Below are 17,388 nucleotides of genomic sequence, written 5' to 3'. Positions count from 1 at the left end.
GTCACTTCCTTAAATAATAATGATAGCTGTGTTTTTTCTTCAGCGAATGCTTTCCCTTTTCTTCAAAAATAAAGTTTCCGTCCTCGTCCTTTTTTGGCAGAGCATAAGGAATAAAGGCGGCCAAAGTAAGGATTGAGAAGAAGTAGTAAATGTTGTAGTATGCCTCGCTTTGCAGCATAATCATAAAGGCACAAATTGCGCCCGATACAATAAAAGGAATTTTGCCGTTTTTTCTGTTTCTATACAGCGCCACACCGCAGATGATAAGAATTGCAAAGAAGATTAAAAATCCCGGCAGGCCGCTTTTGTATAAAAGGTCAAGATAATAGTTGTGGGCATGGGTAGCGCCGATAAGATCTCGTGATGCCTGATTTTCAATTTCACCAACACCAAATACAGGTGATTTTGCAAAGGCGGCAAGCGCACTGTCCCAAATCTTAGTTCTTCCCGTAAAGGTAAGGTCCCTGCCGAGCATATCTACAATAATAAACGCAAATGCCTCCTGTAATCTGAGGATGATTACACCGAAGAAATACGCAATATTTATTGCGAGATAGGTAATGATATTGAGAAAATTCGGCATTTTGTTTATGAGTGCAAGCAAGAGGAAGAGTGTAAATACAGTCATACCGATTACACTTGTTGCCGAGAACGCAAGTATTACAGTGGCAAACGATACCGCAGTAATTACAAATGACGAAAGCGTCAGCTTGTTGTACTTTCTCAGCGAGCGAACTATTGAGAAGATAATCGCAGGGAAAAACAGCATAATTGAGTTGTTTCTGTATCCGAGAAAGTAGTTTTGCGTAAATGTGTTAAACTCGTACATACCTTGCGGAAACAGAAGTACAGTTGCAAAATTTATAAGCACAAACAGTCCGAGCGTAAACGATGCGCCGTCAAGCAGTGCGTCGGGGTCTGTTTTCAGTCCCATTTCCACAACAAGGCAGATTGCAAGGGCATTTAGTATGGCGATGAACAGTGAGGTGTAATTACCTCCGCAATAAATTGTTGCAAGTACACGCCACACCTCAAAGAAAACTATTCCTACAAAGAACAGCGACACTTTTTGGTAAAAGTAAACGAACCATACGCCGAGAACGGCTATTACCATAACCTTAAACACATTTGATATGGTATCGAATGTGTGCAGCGCAGGCATTTGAGAAAACATTGCAGGCTTATAAAGCACCATAAATACAAGGGCGATAAACCAGCGTTGATTCATTAGCTTTTTCATTATAACCTCCTTATATTACAGTATCTTTTTAAGCCTTTTAAGGACGGGTAAAATACCGAGTTTGCTTAAAACTTTGTTGCGTTTAATTTTAAATTCCCTCTTTTTGTCAACCGTTGCATATTTAAACACAAGTTCGTCAAAAGGAACGGTGTCAAGCCGATTAAAGAAAGCCTCTCTGTTTGGGTGCGCCTTTGTCGGTGTGCCCATAACAGGATAGGTGAGCCTGAGCTTTTCTTTTGGAATATCTCTGAAAAAGATTTCGCTTTTAATATTGTTAAAGAGCCTTTTGCCTTTTTCGTTGTTTAGCAGTACAAAAGAAATTCCCTTGTGGTCGTCAAGGTCGGGGAAAATCTGCTGAATAAGCCACAAATCTCCGAGTGTAATATCGCTGATTCGTGGGAAAGACTTTAGTCGGCAGGTGCTGCAAGCAGGACGGTTGAAAAGTGAAAAACCAAATCCTCTTGCGAAGGCATCGTCTTTCCAAAAAGCCGATTTTTCGTGGTCTTTATACTTAATGGTGAGGGAATAATTTTCCCAGCTTATCCTTTTGTCACGGAAAGAAATCGAGTCGATATGTTCGTTATTCGCATTTGCAAATTCAAGGTACTTATTCCAAATTTTCGGTGACGGAGCACCATGGCAGAACAAATCAACCGTTATAAGATTTTCGTAATTCTTGCCCAAAAAGCTCTTTAGCGCCCTTATCTGACAGGGAGTGCCTGAGAAAAGAACCGTTTTCTTATTATCGAGCAAGGCTTTGGTTTTCTTATAAATGCCCTGAGTGTTACTCTGAACATATTTTGAACTTCTGAATTTTTTAAGGTCATCTATATTATCAACGGCAATGTGTCTTACACCGAAGTTTTCATCAAACGCAGCGCCTATAACAACGCCGCCGTTGCTTATTATTGCTTTTGCAAGGTGGGTAAAAATTCCGCCCGAAGTGCTCTCGTGGCGAATATTCTCATCTTTGCTGTATGCCGCAACAGCCGAAAATTCAGCTGTACCCTTTTTAAACTGCTTTATCGGGCAGGCTTTAATGCACGCACCGCAGCCTATGCACGCCGATTCGTCAACATTTGCATACACAAATCCCTCGCTGTCGGGTTTCATACTTATAGCTTTGACAGGGCATTTGTCGGCACACGCCGAACAGCCGCAGCAATCGTGCTTGTCATACAGCTTTATATGTTTTTCATGGGCAGGCAAAATTCCGTCAAGCGCAGCGGTAATGTATTCGGCAGAATGAGCCTTTAATTTTTCAAGCCTTGCCTGCACCTGTGTATAATCAATAGTTTTGTTTAGTTTGCCGTCCCATTCGTCGGCAAGCTCGCTGTCTTTTATCTGTCTGTATTCAAGACCAAGGCTTTTTAAAAGCGACTCAAGCCTTGTGTTGGTTGAACCCTTAGTGCCCGGAGCAAAGCGCTCGAACACAAAGTATTGCCTTTCAAAAATGGTAGAGAACGCACTGCCATGGAAAGAATCGGTGCAAACATACTTTGCGTTTTTAATAAGGTTTACAAAGCCGTCGGGCGCAATATCGTAAAGCGCAAGGTCAGCATATCCGTTGTCCGACTCCGTATAGCCGTCAATATACGGCAGGCACACAACCTTTAAGCCTGTTTTTTCGGCGAGCTTTCTAACCTTTTTTCTATGCTCAGGATTTTTGCCGAGGAAGTAGCAGAATATGTACTCGCCGTCAACTTTCGGTGTACTTCCGCTCATTTTGTCCCATATTTTCTTGTCAACCATAAGGGTTGGGTCAAGAACAAGCTGAGCCTCTTTGTTTGTGAGGTTTTTTATTATGTCGCAGCCGCTCATCTCTCGGCAGGAAAGGCTGTCAAAGCCGTTGATAGCTGATTTATAAAGGCTTTCATCGGCTTTCTCAACCGAGCTTATGCCAAAACTCGGCGCATACGCAATTCTGCGAGTTCTCTTTGGAACGAAAGAAAGCGTGTAATACTGCTGTTGAATATGAACAGGCAGCCAAATTTGGTCGCTTCCGCAAATTACGGCATCGTATCTTTTGCTGTATTCTTTTAGAGCTGCAAGGCTGAGAAAATTACGGGTTATGCGCAGATTTTGATTTACAAAATTGTCAAAGCCTGCGTTCCTCTGAGCCATACACTTTGAGTATTCCGCATTGCCTGCCGTACCCTTTTGCGACTTTTTATATTTGATTTTTGCCGCAAGTTTTTTGGGCGAGAGCAGTGTGGCGAGCTTGTCTTTTTTGCTCGATGTATATGTAAAGTTGATAATTTCGGTATCATATCCCATTTCGGTAAATATGGACTGCATAGCATATGCCTGCAATTTTGTACCGTAATTTTGAGTTTTAAATGGGGTTGCCAGACCTAACATAAATTTCTGAACCTCCGAAGTTTAGTTGCCTTTTGTTTTATCTTCATAAAATTGCTGCAGCTTTTTAGCCTCAACAGAAATTTCAAAGCCGCAGTTTTCTATTTCCTTAGCCGTATCTTTTCGCTCGTAGTCAAGGCTGTTTTCAAGAATTTGCTTTGCCCAGAGTTTATCCTCTGACTGAGAATCAATAAAGTGCATAAGCGGTGTGCAGTCAACCTCCTCAGGCACAACCTTTGCCGTACCAAAGGTCATAAGACCTGCCGCCTGAGCCTCAATATACACAATGCCAAAGCCCTCGTATCTTGACGGAAGAACAAATGCGTCAAATGCCTGCATAACATCGGGCACATCTTTTCTAAGTCCCGTATAGGTAATTTTATCGGAAAATCCGTTCTCTTCGGCATATTTTTTAAGTCCGTCAAATTTTGCATAGCTTTTGTAGTCGCCGACTATAACAAGGTGAGAATCGGGGTGGAGCTTGCAAATTTCATTGAATATGCTCAACATTCTTTCGGGATTTTTCTGATAATAAAGTCTGCCTACAAAGCCTACCGCAAAGGTGGTGTCGGCTATGCCAAACTCGTTTCTCATTCTTTTTCTTGTGCTCGGATTGTAGGAGTAGCTTTTTGTATCAATCGCATTCGGCAAAACTCTGAAATTGCTTTTTTCAAGAATTTTGTCACCGAAAAGATACCTGCCTGCGTCCTTACTGCAAGCAAAAAAGTCTGTTGCGTAGCGGCGAAGTCCTACCTTTAGCACACTGTTATACATTCTTTTTACAAAGCTCGGATTGTTTACATACGCAAGGTGTGCGTGGGCAATTCTTGTTTTTATGCCGTATTTTTTGCCGAGCTTGCAGTACAGCGCCGACCATTCCTCCATATTTGAGTGGAGAATATCGTAATTGCCGTTTTTCATAATCTCGCTGACCTGCCTGATGTTCTCGCTCATATTTTGCGATTTGGGAGTAACACGAAAAATATTACAGCCCATTTTTTTAAATGCGTCCTCGTTAAGACTGCCGTTTTTAACTGACGGCAAATCATCAATTATGATGTCAAATTTTACATCGTTGTGGTTCATATGGGTGTAAAAGTTCAATAAAACAGCGCCCACACCGCCACCGTTGATTCCGACAGCAATCTGTAATACTTTCATTTTCGTTTCCTTCCTGTTTTGCTTAATGCAGTTTTTTCAGTACCCTCTTTACGCCGAGAGGTATCATTTTTTTGATTTTGGTTTTCGGGTTTACCTTGAACGCAAGTTTTGTTTTGACATAGCTGTCAAAATCTAAGCCGTCAAAGCCGTCATAAATTGTATCTCTGCACGCCGGTCTTTCTGATGCCACGACAAGGTTTGAGTTCATGGCAGAGGCTTTTTCGTAATCCGATTCTATAATTTCGAGCCTGTCTTTTATCAGGTCAAAATAATCTTTGCCCTTTTCGGTATTTACGAGTACGAGAGATACTCCGTTTTCGTCATAAAAATCGGGGTGAAATTTTTGAATACCCCAAAAATCGGCAAGCGAAATATCGCCCACTCTGTTTTTATTGGCAAATTTACATTCGTAACAGCTCTCTCGGTAGGTTTTGCAGTAGAGAAAGGCGCTGTAATACGGGTCAAAAAATCCGTAGTCCGACTTGCTTTTTTTGCCGTTTTCAGCCTTGTAATACAAGTCCCAGCCTCGTTTTTCTTTACTTCTGAAATTGTATGAGGTGAGTTTTCCGCCGAGCTTTCTGCCCATATAGTCAACATAATTTTTAAAGAGTGCAGGACTTGGCACACCATGGCACACAATGTCAACGGTAAGCAGTTTTTCGCAGTCCTTGTTAAGGAATGTTTTAAGTCCTGCGACCTGACAGCCTGTACCGCTGAACAAAACATATTTATCGTCTGCAAGCAAGGTTTTTACCTGCTTATAAATACCTCGGGTGTCGCTCTGCACATACTTAGAGCTTTGCAATTTGTAAAGCTCGCTTTCATTGCTTACGGCAATGTGCCTTGCAACAAGATTTTCGTCATATGCACAGCCGAAAACAACGCCGCCTTTTGCAAGCACTTCCTTTGCAAGCGGAATAAAAAGTCCGCCCGATGTGCTTTTAAAAGCCGAGGTGCGGTCTTTGTACTTTGCCGCATACACCTTTGGCTCATCGCAACGCTTTGCGTCAGTCATAATGGGGCAGTGCTTTACGCACAGACCGCAGTCAACGCACTTGCTTTCGTCAACAACAGGGTAGAGAAATCCCTCGCTGTCGGGTTGTATGGTTATACATTTTTTAGGACAAATCTGCTCACAGCCTGAGCAGCCGCAGCAGCTTTTGCCAAGCTGAAGTATATTGTTCACAATTAATCACCTATCATATTTTTAAGAATATCAAGCGATTTTTTACGCTCTGCCGATATTTTTTCGTTTACCTTTTCAAAATCTATTTTTTCGCTGTCAATGTCAAAGTCGTTGTAGCTTTTGAGTATTCTGTTTTCATAGCCGATAAGCTGAAGAATACTTGAGATTCTTTCGCTGTAACTCTTTGGCAGAACATCGGTAAATTGTGTGTTAAGACCGATTGCAAAGGCAGTGCCATGGAAAGAATCGGTAAGGAAATGCTCGGCATTTTTTATGTACCACAAAAATTCACCGATTGGAGGACAGCAAACAAATTTGCCGCTCCTCACAATATGGTGGAAACAGTGGCTCAGTCGGTAGAGTTTAAGTCCCTTTTTCTTTGCGTACTGCTTTGCGTATTCGTCAAATTGTTTGTTTGGGTGGAGCTGATACACAAGCACATATTTTTCGATGCACTCTCGCTGAGGTATGAGCTTTTCCCACTCCGATTTTTCAAGCAAAAAGGTAGGGTCAAGCACCTGCTCGGCAGGCACTCCGAGTTCGTTTGCGATTTTTACACCGCTGTTTTCACGAATTGTAATTTTATCGTAGCGTTTAAGCCACTTTTTAATGTTTTCTTTGTCATTTGGCAAAACTTCACTGCCGCCAAAACTTGCGGCATATGCAATCTTCTTTGCACTGTCGGGCAAAAACGACAGAAAATATACAGGGTCAATCTCACCGCACACAACGGTATTCCACACCTGATCACTGCCTGTCATATAAATATCTGCCTGAGGAATATCGGCGGCAAGCTCCTGTTCGCTGTTGTATTCCTTGTCGGTCACCTTAACGATTTTTCTGTACTCTGCAAATCGCTTATCCGCAAATTTATATACGGGATTTTGAGTTGCTTTAAAAACAAGACGAGTGAGTGCATTTTTAGGCTCTATAATAAATGTTGGGGTAACAAATAGATCCTACAAAAATAATTTTAAAAAAGTAGAGCATATTTGTCTAAAATCCGTTAAAATGGAATTGACTAGAAACCAGAAACGGAGGAACAAATATGCTCTACAAATATTTTACCGAAAAACTCTTAGGATTGCAAGATGTTGATATAGAAAAAATTGAAGAAATTGATAATTCAATCTATATTAACTGCCGGTTAAAACGAAAACCTCACAAATGTCCTTGCTGTGGCAATTTAACTGATAAGGTTCACGATTATCGTGAACAGCCTATAAAGGATATTCCTGCCTTTGGCAAGCACATCTTTATTCATCTTTATAAGCGTCGATATCGTTGCTCCTGTGGCAAGCGTTTCCCTGAAAATGTCGATTTCCTCCCTCGTTATCATCGTATGACTAACAGATTGTCTTTGTATATCATTGACAAATTGAGAAATGAAGTTTCTTTTTCAAGCGTTGCAAGAGAGGTTAACCTCTCTGTAAGCTCCGTAATCAGGGTTTTTGATTTAGTTTCCTACGCTCCTAAAAAGCTCCCATCTGCTATTTCTATTGATGAATTTAAAGGCAATACGAACAGTGAAAAGTATCAATGTATTCTCACCGATCCTGTCAACAAGGTCGTTTTGGACATTCTTCCAAAAAGATATGCGCATTTCCTAACTGAGTATTTTAACCATTTTGATAAGTCACAGCGTGACAAGGTTCAGTTTTTTGTCAGTGATATGTGGAAACCCTACTCTAATATTTCTTCTGTGTGGTTTAAAAATGCCTCACAGATTGTTGATAAATACCATTGGATACGGCAAGTTATCTGGGCTTTTGAGGCTGTTCGCAAACAAGAACAAAAGAAATTCAGCAAATCTCATCGCAGATACTTCAAGCAATCAAGACAGCTTTTACTAAAAAGATTTGACCTCCTTTCTGACGAACAAAAACAACAGGTAAATGTTATGCTTTTTACTTCTCCAACTCTTTCTACTGCTCATTTTTACAAAGAGGATTTCCTTAAAATCCTTGATTGCAAAGACCGACAGTCTGCAAAAACAGCTTTTTCTAATTGGATAAATTCTGCTTTAGACTGTGGTATTCCTCAATTTAAAAAATGTGCTAATACTATGATTAATTGGCTTCCGGGTATTCTGAATTCTTTTTCTTCCACTATCACCAACGGCTTTACCGAAGGCTGCAACAACAAGATTAAGGTACTTAAGCGTAATGCTTATGGTTACAGAAATTTTAAGCGTTTCCGTAACCGTATTTTACATATGTTTTCTCACCAAATGCAAAAACAAGCGATAGCTTGATTTACTATCGCTTGTTCATTTCAATTCTTCTTTTTTGGGTTTACCCCAACTATTGACATAGAACCCATTTTTATTCCACTTTGCACTCACACTTTTGAGCCTTGTGTCAACAAGATTTTCGGTTTTTTCGTCTGTTCTGTAATAATCTATACATACGGCATTTGCGCCGAGCTTTTCAAGAGCGGTTTGTGTTGCATATGCCTGAAGTACAGAGCCGTAGTTAGATACGGCGTGTCTTGTAAGATATGCAACGGTTTTCTTCTTTTCCATATGTTACTCCAAAGTTTCAATAGTGATTCCGCCGTTGCTTTTCACAACAGAGTTTGCGGGAATGTCACGATAAATTACACAGCCTGCGCCTATAACGCAGTTGTCGCCGATTTCTACGCCTTTAAGAATAACGGCATTGGTGCAAATCCAGCAGTTACTGCCGATTTTCACCTTGCCCACCGAGTAACCCTGCTCACGAATGAGCTTTGTTCTATCTCTGAATTTATGGTTTTGGTCATAAATTTTTACATTTTCGCCGAAAATTGTATGGTCGCCGATTTCTACGCTTTCAAGGCAGTTGATAGAACAGCCACGATTGAAAAAGCAATCGTTACCGATTTTGATTGACGCACCCTTTTCAAGGTAAAGTCCAAAATTTTTGCGGAAAGTTGTGTTTTTGCCGATAGAAAATCTTTTTCCGAACATAATTTTAAAACATAGCTTTTTAAAAACGGCTTTTAAGCGCCAATATATTTTTAATAATGTCATATCTTTTTGCCACCCTTTGCTTTAATCAAATCTTTGTAGCAGTTCATCAGCTTTTCATAGTATTTTTCGCAGTCGCAGTTATCCCTTGCCTTTTCAAGCGCCGCCTTTGACATTGCAAGGTACTCGTCCTCGGTAAGATTGTTCATCTTTTCAAGGCAAGCACAAAGGCTGTCGGGATTATTCGGCTCGCAAATAAAGCCTGTTTTTCCGTCATCAACAATTTCGGGCAGACCGCCGTTGTTGCTTACAATGGCAGGCTTGCCGAGTGCAATAGCCTCAAGAATAGAGTAAGGCCCGTTTTCGTACCATTCGCTCGGCAGAATAACGCACTTTGCCTCTTCAACATATTTTTTCAGTGCGTCACCGCTCTGAAAACCTGTAAAAATAACCTTTTCTGTAAGGTTGTTTTCTTTAACATAGTTTTCAAGCTCCTCACGCAGAGGACCGTCACCCACAAGGTAAAGTTTGTTTTTAAAGTTGCCCTTGTGGTATGCCTTTACAAGTGACATAAGTCCCTTTTCAACCGAAAGTCTGCCAAAGAAAAGGAAATAGTCCTTTGCGTTGCTGCATAGCTTGTATTCTGTGCCGACAGGCAAAAAGTTCACCCAATGCACAACGGGATTTTTTGTGATGCCCGATTTTACAAACTGCTTTCTGTAAAAATCAGACGGACAAATGTAGAAGTCGATTTTATCGTACATCTTCATTCTCTCGTAGTTCTTAGCCTCAATAACAGCAAGGTAGGTTTGAAGTGCGGAGTTTTTTACGCATTTCTGCTCAAGTGCAGGCTTGTAGCTGTGCTCAGCCACGCAGCGGTCGCACACCTTGTCGCCGCAAAGCATAGTGTGTGTAGGGCACACGCAGTTGAGGTCGTGTGCCGTAAACACAACAGGAATATTATACTTTTGTATTGCGTTCAAAATAGAAAGCGTAATGTGTCTGTGAACCAAATTTATATGCACAATATCGGGCTTTTCTGCCTCAATAAGCTGTTCGATTTTCTTTTTAGCATCAAACGAATACAGGGCGTGCATACCTGCTGTGAGTTTCTCAAACGGCGACATACTCTTGTTGAAATCAACATTTTTTGAAAAATACTTTGCCTGTGCGCAATCGTAATTTTTTTCGTCCTGCATAGCAAAATATATTACTTCGTTGCCATGTTCTTCAAGCAATTTTGCAAGTCCGAAGTGATAGGTTTCACTGCCGCCTTTTACATAGTGGTATTTATTTACAAGCAGAATTTTCATTTATTCGGCCCTGCCTTTTTGTTTTAATGCTCGTGCCATAGGGTAGAGCTTTGAGTGAACAAGCGAGATTACGGCAATCATCATACCCTTTGGCATGGCATTGCACACACTTGTCATCAGTTTTTTAGATTTTTTTCTGTCATCGGGGTACTGCGGAAAGTCTTTCCATGGCGACATAGTCTTGTACTTTAGGTAATCGCCGACAAACGGGTGGTTGTTGTTTTCGTTCCATGGTCGTGTACCCGACAAAAAGCACGAAGTATAGTGAATAATATACGGGTCTGTTACCGTTTCGCTGTACTCCTGTTCGCTTAGATGGTGCTCAGGCTTTCTGACCTTCATCAGGTCTTTAAAATTAAAGTCGAAGAATACAGTCATTGCGTCATATTTTGTATGTACTACCTTTACAAGTCCCTTTTTGGAGAGAACACCGTTGAGCACACCTTGGTCAACATAGGTTATGTCGCCGTTGTGCGCAATGATAAAGTCGAGAAATTCCTTTTCAACATTCATCTCACGCCAGCTTTTAAGGTCAATGAGCAGTACGCCGTTGTTTGTGTAGGTGCTGTTGCTGTCAAGGTTAAGCTCGGTTTTGTAGCGGTCACTTCGGCAGTCGTCAACAGCCGCCACAACCTTGTCACCGAGGTCTGTTTCCCAAAATTCCTTTAGCGAGTGGCGAATAACTGTGTCGCAGTCAAGATAAATACATCTGTCTATATCGTCAGGCAAAATGGTGCAAAGAAAAAGTCTGAAAAAGGTACTGATATTCCATCTGCCAACCTCAATTTCCACGCCTGCCTTTTTGTTGAGGTCGGGCTGAGGTATAAAGTGAATGGTGCGTCCGTATTTGCCGACCATTTCTTCAAAGCGATGTTTGTTCTCGGCAGAAATACTGTTGTCTATCATATAAATATTGATGCTTTCAGAGTCTGTATTGTTATGAAGTAAAGACATTATCGACACACCCGCAATCGGTGCATAGCTGTCAGAACTTGAATAAACTATGTTCATTTTACCCTCCGTAAAAATATTTTTAAGTCATTATTTAAGATACTTTTCTTCAAATTCCTTAAACGACTGGAGATTTTTGTCTTTATCGGCTAAAATAAGATTTTCAATACCGCCGATTTCGTCAAACGGCCACTCAACGCCAAAGTCTGGGTCGTTATACATAATGCCGTCATCATACTCGCCGTAGAACTTTTCGCCGCATTTGTAAGAAACAACGGACGGCTCAAGCACAAGGTAGCCATGAGCAAAATGTTCGGGAACATAAAGTTCGTTCATATTTTCTTCGGAAAGGTAGAAACCCTGCCACTTTTTAAAGGTAGGGGAGTCGGGACGAAGGTCAACGATAACATCAAAAACCTTGCCTTTAATGCATCTTACAAGCTTTGCCTGCTCGTGTACACGCTGAAAATGGAGCGCACGAATAACGCCCTTGTGAGATACTGTATAGAAAACTTCCGCAAGGTTGTGCTCAAGACCGTTAGCCTCGAAAACCTCTTTTGAGTAATCCTTAATAAATGCGCCTCTTACATCTGTTGCGCAAAACGGTTTAATAAGATATGCACCCTCAAAATCGGTATTGCAAAATTCAAACTTCTGAATCATATAAATAATCTCCTTAAAATGTTTCTATTCTGAAAATTAACCCATAATTTTCAGAAAAACGCAGTTTGCATTACGAATATAAAGGGCGAAAGATAAATTTCGCCCTGATTTTTAGTCTACGGACTTAATCCACTCCATAGTAAGCCTTGTGCCCTCTGCAAAGGAAATCTCAGGTTTGAAGTGGCAGTCTGTTTCTATGTCGGTTGTATCAAATGCCTCAAGCGGCATATTTACACCTGTAAACGGCACATCACCGAAAATCGGTTTTGCTTCAGGTGCAAGCTCGTTCTGCATTTCGAGAATGAACTCCTTGAGTGGTCTTGCGTTGCCACTGCCTATTGTGTACTCTTTGTTTGCAATGCCGTATTCGCCGATTGCCTCAAAGGCTCTTGCAACATCGTCTATATAAATGAAATCGTAATTTTGTGTAGCGGCTGTAAACTGTAAAGGCTCGCCTGCAATAATTTTGCGAATTGTTGAATTAACAAATCTCGGCGAAAACTCTCCTGCGCCGTAAGCGTTGGTAATTACCGCCCAGCAAAGGTCTATGTCAAGGCTGTTTGCAATCGGCTTGCAGATAGAACGGGCAATGAGCTTGCCTGCACCGTAAATGTACGGCAAGCCGGGTTTGCTTTCCTGTGTGTAAACGGCCGTATAGGTTTCCTTTTCCATAATCGAACCTGCGTTTACAAACTTTTTGCACTGCATTTTGTCGGCTGTTCTGAGCGCACGAGCTGTCCAAAGTGCGTTTTGCAGCTGAATGTTCTCGTCGCATCTGAGCGGGCCTGCTGAGCCAACCCATGCAAAGTGGTAGAAAACATCAACATCTCTGTCTGAAATTTTATCAAAGAGAGTTTCAATTTCATCAAGCTCGCAGTACACAATTTCAATACCGTCAAGTTTTTCTATGTTGTCGATTTTTTCGTTTTTATCTTTTACAACGGCATAAACCTTAACTCCGTCAGCGCAAAGTCTTTTGCATACATTTGAGCCGACAAAGCCGTTTGAGCCTGTTACAATCGCCTTTTTCATCACTAAACCTCTTTTGTTGATGATATATTTAAATTCTGCTTGCTAAAAATTCCTCAATCTGTTTGTCCATACATTTTCTGACATCGCCTTTTTCCATATAACAGCGTGACCATTCAACAGTTTTTTCAACGGCCTCGGTTACATGCCAATGCGGTTTCCAGTCAAATACAGCCTTGAGTTTTGAGCAGTCGAGTTTTAAGAAATTCGCTTCGTGTACGGCATTTTTCTCGCTTTTGTTTATCCAATTGATTTTGCCGTCGGCATACTTTACAAACAAGTCAACAAGCTCGCCTGTAGTAACGCAGTCACATTCGTCGGGACCTACATTGTAGTAGTCCGCAAATTTTATGTCCTCATACTGAGCCTTTGCAATCATAAGATACGCAAACAACGGCTCAAGCACATGCTGATACGGTCTTGTTGAATGAGGATTACGAACGATTATATCTTCGCCTTTTTCAAGTGCACGAACGCAGTCGGGAATAATTCTGTCGTTTGCAAAATCGCCGCCGCCGATTACATTGCCGGCTCTTGCAGTCGAAATTGCCACTCTGCCGTCGGCAAAAAATGAATTTTTGTAGCTGTGAGTTACAAGCTCCGAACAGCTCTTGCTGTTTGAATACGGGTCAAAGCCGTCAAGCGGTTCATTCTCACGGTAGCCCCATTGCCACTCCTTATTTTCGTAAACCTTGTCTGTGGTAACATTCAAAAATGATTTTACGCAGTCCGACTGTCTTACACATTCAAGAATGTTTACAGTGCCCATTACATTTGTTTCGTATGTATAGGCAGGCATCTTGTAGCTGTCACGCACAATCGGCTGTGCCGCAAGGTGAAGTACAATTTCGGGCTGTGCCTCGTCAAATGCCTTTTTTAGCAAATCAAAATCACGAATATCGCCGATAACGGACTTAATGTCACCTTCGATGTTTGCAATTTCAAATAAATTCGGGCTTGTAGGTGGGTTAAGAGAGTAGCCGGTAACCTGTGCGCCCGCATTTGCAAGGATTTTGCAGAGCCAACTGCCCTTAAAGCCTGTGTGACCTGTTACAAATACTCTTTTACCTTTATAAAAATTAAGCATTAATCTTTCCATACCTTCCACGGTGCTTTGTTTGTGCTCCAGAGTTTTTCGAGCTTTTCTTTATCACGAAGAGTGTCCATACACTGCCAGAAACCATTGTGTTTCCAGCACACAATCTGACCTTCTTTTGCAAGCTGTTCCATAGGCTCACGCTCAAACATAATTGTATCGTCTTTTACATAGTCGAGCACCTTTGGTTCGAGCACCATAAAGCCTGCGTTTATCCAACCTGAGTCAATGTCGCTCTTTTCACGAAATGCCTTTACCTCGTTGTCGCTTGAAAGGTCAAGCACACCAAAGCGGCTTTCGGGTTTGACTGCCGACATAGTGGCAAGTCTGCCGTTCTTTTTGTGGAACTCTAAAAGTGCGTTTATATCTACATCAGAAACACCGTCACCGTAGGTCATAAAGAAAGGTTCATCGCCTATAAAGTCACGCACTCTCTTAAGTCGGCCGCCTGTCATTGTGTTAAGTCCCGTATCAACAACCGTGACCTTCCACTGTTCGGCCCTTTTGTTATGTACGATTATTTTATCGTCCTGTGTAAAATCAAATGTTATGTCCGAAGTATGCAGAAAATAATCCGCAAACCATTCTTTAATTACATGCTGTTTGTATCCTGCGCATATAATAAATTCGTTTACTCCGTAATATGAATAAAGTTTCATAATATGCCACAAAATCGGCATACCGCCTATTTCAATCATAGGCTTTGGCTTGAACTGCGATTCTTCGGAAATTCTTGTTCCAAAGCCACCTGCAAGTAATACAGCTTTCATTGCTTTTCCTCCTTAAATCGCACCTACACGCTTAAATACAGAAATAAATGTTTTGAAAATTATTTTTAAATCAAGTAATACGGAACGGTTCTTTACATAGTAAATTTCCATAGCTCTTCTGCGTGTGTATGTAGTGGCGCTTCTGCCGTTTGCCGCCCAAAAGCCTGTAAGACCCGGCTTTACGCTGAGCAGCATATTGCGGTAGTTACCGTAAATTTTAGTTTCAACATCCATAACGGGGCGAGGGCCTACAACAGAAATATCGCCCTTAAGAATGTTAATAAGCTGTGGAAGTTCGTCAAGACTTGTTTTTCTCATAAATTTTCCTACTTTTGTAACTCGAGGGTCGTTTTCAAGCTTAAAGTTTCTTTCGTATTCGGCTTTTTGCTCGGGTGTGAACTGCTTTATAAGTTCTTCCGCATTTGTTACCATACTTCTGAACTTATAGATTTTTATTGTTTTGCCGCCTTTGCCGACACGCTTGTGCGCAAAGAAAACAGGACCTTCGCTTGTGGTTTTTATAAGTATGGAAATAATGATAAAAACAGGTGAAAGAACAATCAAACCGATGAGTGAACATACAATATCGAAAACACGCTTTACAAAATCGTAAATCGGCTTCGGTTTAACTGAATGTGTGTTTGATGCTGCCGCTTTCGATGTGTCGGTAATATTTGCTTTTCCCATAATTGCTTCCGTTTTATCCTCCGTAAATTTTTATTATACCCAATTAATTACCTGTGTAATTAAATAAAATTGCTCTGAAGTATTAAAGATTAGTCTTTGGTTGAACTGCTGTAATATCCGCCGTATCTTGAGTAGTAACCCTTGCCTTTTCTTGTTTCCTGCGGTTTAACTCTGTTAAGAATAACTCCGATGATTTTTGCATCTGTACGCTCGACTGTTTCTACGGTTTTTGCAAGCTCGGGATATGTAGTTGAGTTGTTTCTTGCAACAATTACAACACCGTCCGCTGCCTTAAGAATCGGAACTGCATCGATTACGATGCCGACAGGCGGTGTGTCAAAAATAATGTAGTCGTACTCTTTTTCAGCCGTCTTGATAAGGTCAGCCATAGCCTCACTCGCAAGCAGCTCGGACGGGTTAGGAGGAATTGCGCCGTAGGCAATCGCCTTGAGGTTGTCAATCTTAGTGTCCTTTATAATGTCCTCAAGCGAACACTCGTCATTAAGATAGTTTGTAAGACCGGGTGTAGGCTCAATTTTAAGTGCTGTGTTTACTCTCGGACGGCGAAGGTCGCACTCAACTACAAGCACCTTGGTGTCAACCTGCTGAGCAAGTGCCGACGCAACATTGATAGAGGTTACGGTTTTGCCTTCACTTTTTGTCGATGATGTAAAAGCTACCTTTTTGCAGCCTTTTTTGAGAATTGAATAAGCTATGTTTGTTCTTGCGGCTTTGTATGATTCACGAACCTGAAAGCCGAGAACATCAGTATCTATTGAACGATCAATTTTTGTTTTATTCTTTTTCATTGCTGTGTAACTCCTTTACTTATTTGCCGTATCTGTTGCCGTATTTGTTTGCATTTTTCTGATTTGAAAAATACTCAAAGTCAGGAATTGCGGCAAGAATAGGAAGATCAAGAATAGTTGTCATTTCTTCGTTGTATTTAATCTTCACATCGAGGAAGTCACGAACAAATGAAATGATAAGAGCAAGTATAAGTCCGCCGAGAAATGCAATAATTGTGTTTCTTGTTACATTCGGTGATGTAGGCACTTTCGGTGTATCTGCCTCATCGACAATCTTGAGTTTTGCGTTGTCCTTTACATTTGCGATTATCTTAGGTGCTATTTTAGCAATGGAGTCGCCTATTTCTTTTGATTCATAAGGACTTGGCGATACAACTATCGCCTTAAATACCTCGGTATCCTCAATGCTTTCAAACTTAATCATAGCTTTGAGCTGTGACGCTGTGTATTTTTCGTGGAGCTCCTTTGAAACCTCGCTGTAAAATGTGTTTGAATCGAGCAGCTCAATGTAGGTTAAAACAAGGTTTTTAGCGTAGTTTACACTCTGGTTGTCTTCCATAGCAGAGGAAGTGTTGTAGTTTGTTTCAACATAGAGCTTTACGCTTGAGGTGTATGTTTTCTGAATAAAAAATGTAGTTACAAAAACCGATATGATTGCAAATAAACACGATACAACCAAAATGAAAACGATGTTTTTCTTAATTACTCTTGTTATGTCCTTAAACGATATTTCCATTAAAATGATTCTCCTCCCAGCTTTTACAGCAAACGCAAATGCATTTTCGCAGTTGCAATAATCAACATAAAAGCCGATAATTCTTCAAAATATAACATTACTATTATATTTGAAAACAACTTAAAAATCAATACTGCTAAAATGCGGTAAATTTGACGATTTTATATGCGAACAAGAGAATTTTGTACAAATATAACAAAATCTTTGTTATATTTGTTAAATTAAAAAATGCAAAATTTTATTATTTGGTAATTATGTATATATTTTTGAAACAAAAAACAAATAACCGCCACACTAATAAATAAAATTATACAAAAACAAAAATGTTTATCAGCAAAATTTCTACACATACAAAATTGTATGTGTTTAACGAGTTTGCTTTTTTAGTAAAAATGATGTGAACATCAAATACAAATTTATAAAAGGAATAATAAAAACA

Annotated in this window: 17 protein-coding genes; 1 reads left to right on the top strand and 16 read right to left on the bottom strand. The window is 40.6% G+C overall.

Annotated features, from left to right (window positions below):
* Window position 1: 1 nt before the first annotated feature.
* From KGF34_RS07760 to KGF34_RS07740, 5 genes are read right to left on the bottom strand one after another with little or no spacing between them, the layout of a single operon-like run.
* Window positions 2-1,240, bottom strand: a complete 1,239-nt coding sequence (locus KGF34_RS07760) for an O-antigen ligase family protein (RefSeq protein ID WP_252558636.1) — start codon at window positions 1,238-1,240, stop codon at window positions 2-4.
* Between the two features lie 15 nt (window positions 1,241-1,255).
* On the bottom strand, window positions 1,256-3,601 hold the full coding sequence (locus tag KGF34_RS07755) for a polysaccharide pyruvyl transferase family protein (RefSeq protein ID WP_252558635.1): 2,346 nt from the start codon (window positions 3,599-3,601) through the stop codon (window positions 1,256-1,258).
* Between the two features lie 21 nt (window positions 3,602-3,622).
* Complete coding sequence (locus KGF34_RS07750; protein WP_252558634.1) at window positions 3,623-4,759, bottom strand: glycosyltransferase; 1,137 nt, start codon at window positions 4,757-4,759, stop codon at window positions 3,623-3,625.
* A 22-nt stretch (window positions 4,760-4,781) separates the two neighbouring features.
* The gene (locus tag KGF34_RS07745) at window positions 4,782-5,945 is read right to left on the bottom strand and encodes a Coenzyme F420 hydrogenase/dehydrogenase, beta subunit C-terminal domain (RefSeq protein ID WP_022234682.1); all 1,164 of its coding nucleotides are present in this window, start codon (window positions 5,943-5,945) and stop codon (window positions 4,782-4,784) included.
* Window positions 5,946-5,947: 2 nt separating this feature from the next.
* Window positions 5,948-6,877, bottom strand: a complete 930-nt coding sequence (locus KGF34_RS07740; protein ID WP_289780786.1) for a polysaccharide pyruvyl transferase family protein — start codon at window positions 6,875-6,877, stop codon at window positions 5,948-5,950.
* 116 nt (window positions 6,878-6,993) lie between these two features.
* On the opposite strand from KGF34_RS07740, the gene KGF34_RS07735 reads away from it, so the two are divergent.
* Window positions 6,994-8,199 carry an ISL3 family transposase gene (locus KGF34_RS07735; protein WP_252558632.1) on the top strand — a complete coding sequence of 402 codons (1,206 nt, stop codon included), beginning with the start codon at window positions 6,994-6,996 and terminating at the stop codon, window positions 8,197-8,199.
* Window positions 8,200-8,214: 15 nt separating this feature from the next.
* On the opposite strand, the gene KGF34_RS07730 is transcribed toward KGF34_RS07735, so the two are convergent.
* The 11 genes from KGF34_RS07730 to KGF34_RS07680 form a co-directional block, all read right to left on the bottom strand.
* Window positions 8,215-8,469, bottom strand: a complete 255-nt coding sequence (locus KGF34_RS07730) for a hypothetical protein (protein WP_252558631.1) — start codon at window positions 8,467-8,469, stop codon at window positions 8,215-8,217.
* A gap of 3 nt (window positions 8,470-8,472) precedes the next feature.
* A complete protein-coding gene (locus KGF34_RS07725) occupies window positions 8,473-8,958 on the bottom strand; it encodes an acyltransferase (protein WP_022234684.1) in 486 nt (161 codons plus the stop codon).
* On the bottom strand, window positions 8,955-10,208 hold the full coding sequence (locus KGF34_RS07720) for a glycosyltransferase family 4 protein (RefSeq protein WP_252558630.1): 1,254 nt from the start codon (window positions 10,206-10,208) through the stop codon (window positions 8,955-8,957). Before KGF34_RS07720 ends, KGF34_RS07725 begins: the two co-directional genes overlap by 4 nt.
* Window positions 10,209-11,219 carry a glycosyltransferase family 8 protein gene (locus KGF34_RS07715; protein WP_252558629.1) on the bottom strand — a complete coding sequence of 337 codons (1,011 nt, stop codon included), beginning with the start codon at window positions 11,217-11,219 and terminating at the stop codon, window positions 10,209-10,211.
* A 30-nt stretch (window positions 11,220-11,249) separates the two neighbouring features.
* Entirely contained in the window at window positions 11,250-11,822 is a 573-nt protein-coding gene (gene rfbC, locus KGF34_RS07710; protein ID WP_117705301.1) for a dTDP-4-dehydrorhamnose 3,5-epimerase, read from the bottom strand.
* 111 nt (window positions 11,823-11,933) lie between these two features.
* Window positions 11,934-12,854 (bottom strand): NAD(P)-dependent oxidoreductase, encoded by a 921-nt coding sequence (locus KGF34_RS07705; RefSeq protein WP_195410652.1) that lies wholly within the window; start codon window positions 12,852-12,854, stop codon window positions 11,934-11,936.
* Between the two features lie 28 nt (window positions 12,855-12,882).
* Window positions 12,883-13,950: a CDP-glucose 4,6-dehydratase gene (gene rfbG / locus KGF34_RS07700; protein WP_252558628.1), complete on the bottom strand. Its 1,068-nt coding sequence runs from the start codon at window positions 13,948-13,950 to the stop codon at window positions 12,883-12,885.
* On the bottom strand, window positions 13,938-14,717 hold the full coding sequence (gene rfbF / locus KGF34_RS07695) for a glucose-1-phosphate cytidylyltransferase (RefSeq protein WP_252558627.1): 780 nt from the start codon (window positions 14,715-14,717) through the stop codon (window positions 13,938-13,940). The genes rfbG and rfbF overlap by 13 nt, the downstream gene beginning before the upstream one ends.
* Window positions 14,718-14,729: 12 nt before the next feature.
* Window positions 14,730-15,404 (bottom strand): sugar transferase, encoded by a 675-nt coding sequence (locus KGF34_RS07690; protein ID WP_252558625.1) that lies wholly within the window; start codon window positions 15,402-15,404, stop codon window positions 14,730-14,732.
* A gap of 89 nt (window positions 15,405-15,493) precedes the next feature.
* Entirely contained in the window at window positions 15,494-16,213 is a 720-nt protein-coding gene (locus tag KGF34_RS07685) for a CpsD/CapB family tyrosine-protein kinase (protein WP_195410656.1), read from the bottom strand.
* Between the two features lie 19 nt (window positions 16,214-16,232).
* Window positions 16,233-16,949 (bottom strand): Wzz/FepE/Etk N-terminal domain-containing protein, encoded by a 717-nt coding sequence (locus tag KGF34_RS07680; RefSeq protein WP_022234692.1) that lies wholly within the window; start codon window positions 16,947-16,949, stop codon window positions 16,233-16,235.
* Window positions 16,950-17,388: the final 439 nt, after the last annotated feature.

This window comes from Ruminococcus sp. FMBCY1 (assembly GCF_023921805.1).
Lineage (GTDB): Bacteria > Bacillota > Clostridia > Oscillospirales > Acutalibacteraceae > Ruminococcoides > Ruminococcoides intestinale_A.
The sequence above is the reverse complement of the archived record's forward strand: the minus strand, read 5'-3'. Positions and strand labels throughout refer to the sequence as shown.

Excerpts from the sequence above, each read along its gene's own strand:
- KGF34_RS07735 (WP_252558632.1), top strand. The coding sequence starts at position 6,994 with ATGCTCTACAAATATTTTACCGAAAAACTCTTAGGATTGCAAGATGTT.
- KGF34_RS07755 (WP_252558635.1), bottom strand. The coding sequence starts at position 3,601 with ATGTTAGGTCTGGCAACCCCATTTAAAACTCAAAATTACGGTACAAAA.
- KGF34_RS07750 (WP_252558634.1), bottom strand. The coding sequence starts at position 4,759 with ATGAAAGTATTACAGATTGCTGTCGGAATCAACGGTGGCGGTGTGGGC.
- rfbF (WP_252558627.1), bottom strand. The coding sequence starts at position 14,717 with ATGAAAGCTGTATTACTTGCAGGTGGCTTTGGAACAAGAATTTCCGAA.
- KGF34_RS07705 (WP_195410652.1), bottom strand. The coding sequence starts at position 12,854 with ATGAAAAAGGCGATTGTAACAGGCTCAAACGGCTTTGTCGGCTCAAAT.
- KGF34_RS07680 (WP_022234692.1), bottom strand. The coding sequence starts at position 16,949 with ATGGAAATATCGTTTAAGGACATAACAAGAGTAATTAAGAAAAACATC.
- KGF34_RS07725 (WP_022234684.1), bottom strand. The coding sequence starts at position 8,958 with ATGACATTATTAAAAATATATTGGCGCTTAAAAGCCGTTTTTAAAAAG.
- KGF34_RS07760 (WP_252558636.1), bottom strand. The coding sequence starts at position 1,240 with ATGAAAAAGCTAATGAATCAACGCTGGTTTATCGCCCTTGTATTTATG.
- rfbG (WP_252558628.1), bottom strand. The coding sequence starts at position 13,950 with ATGGAAAGATTAATGCTTAATTTTTATAAAGGTAAAAGAGTATTTGTA.
- KGF34_RS07720 (WP_252558630.1), bottom strand. The coding sequence starts at position 10,208 with ATGAAAATTCTGCTTGTAAATAAATACCACTATGTAAAAGGCGGCAGT.
- rfbC (WP_117705301.1), bottom strand. The coding sequence starts at position 11,822 with ATGATTCAGAAGTTTGAATTTTGCAATACCGATTTTGAGGGTGCATAT.
- KGF34_RS07730 (WP_252558631.1), bottom strand. The coding sequence starts at position 8,469 with ATGGAAAAGAAGAAAACCGTTGCATATCTTACAAGACACGCCGTATCT.
- KGF34_RS07715 (WP_252558629.1), bottom strand. The coding sequence starts at position 11,219 with ATGAACATAGTTTATTCAAGTTCTGACAGCTATGCACCGATTGCGGGT.
- KGF34_RS07685 (WP_195410656.1), bottom strand. The coding sequence starts at position 16,213 with ATGAAAAAGAATAAAACAAAAATTGATCGTTCAATAGATACTGATGTT.
- KGF34_RS07690 (WP_252558625.1), bottom strand. The coding sequence starts at position 15,404 with ATGGGAAAAGCAAATATTACCGACACATCGAAAGCGGCAGCATCAAAC.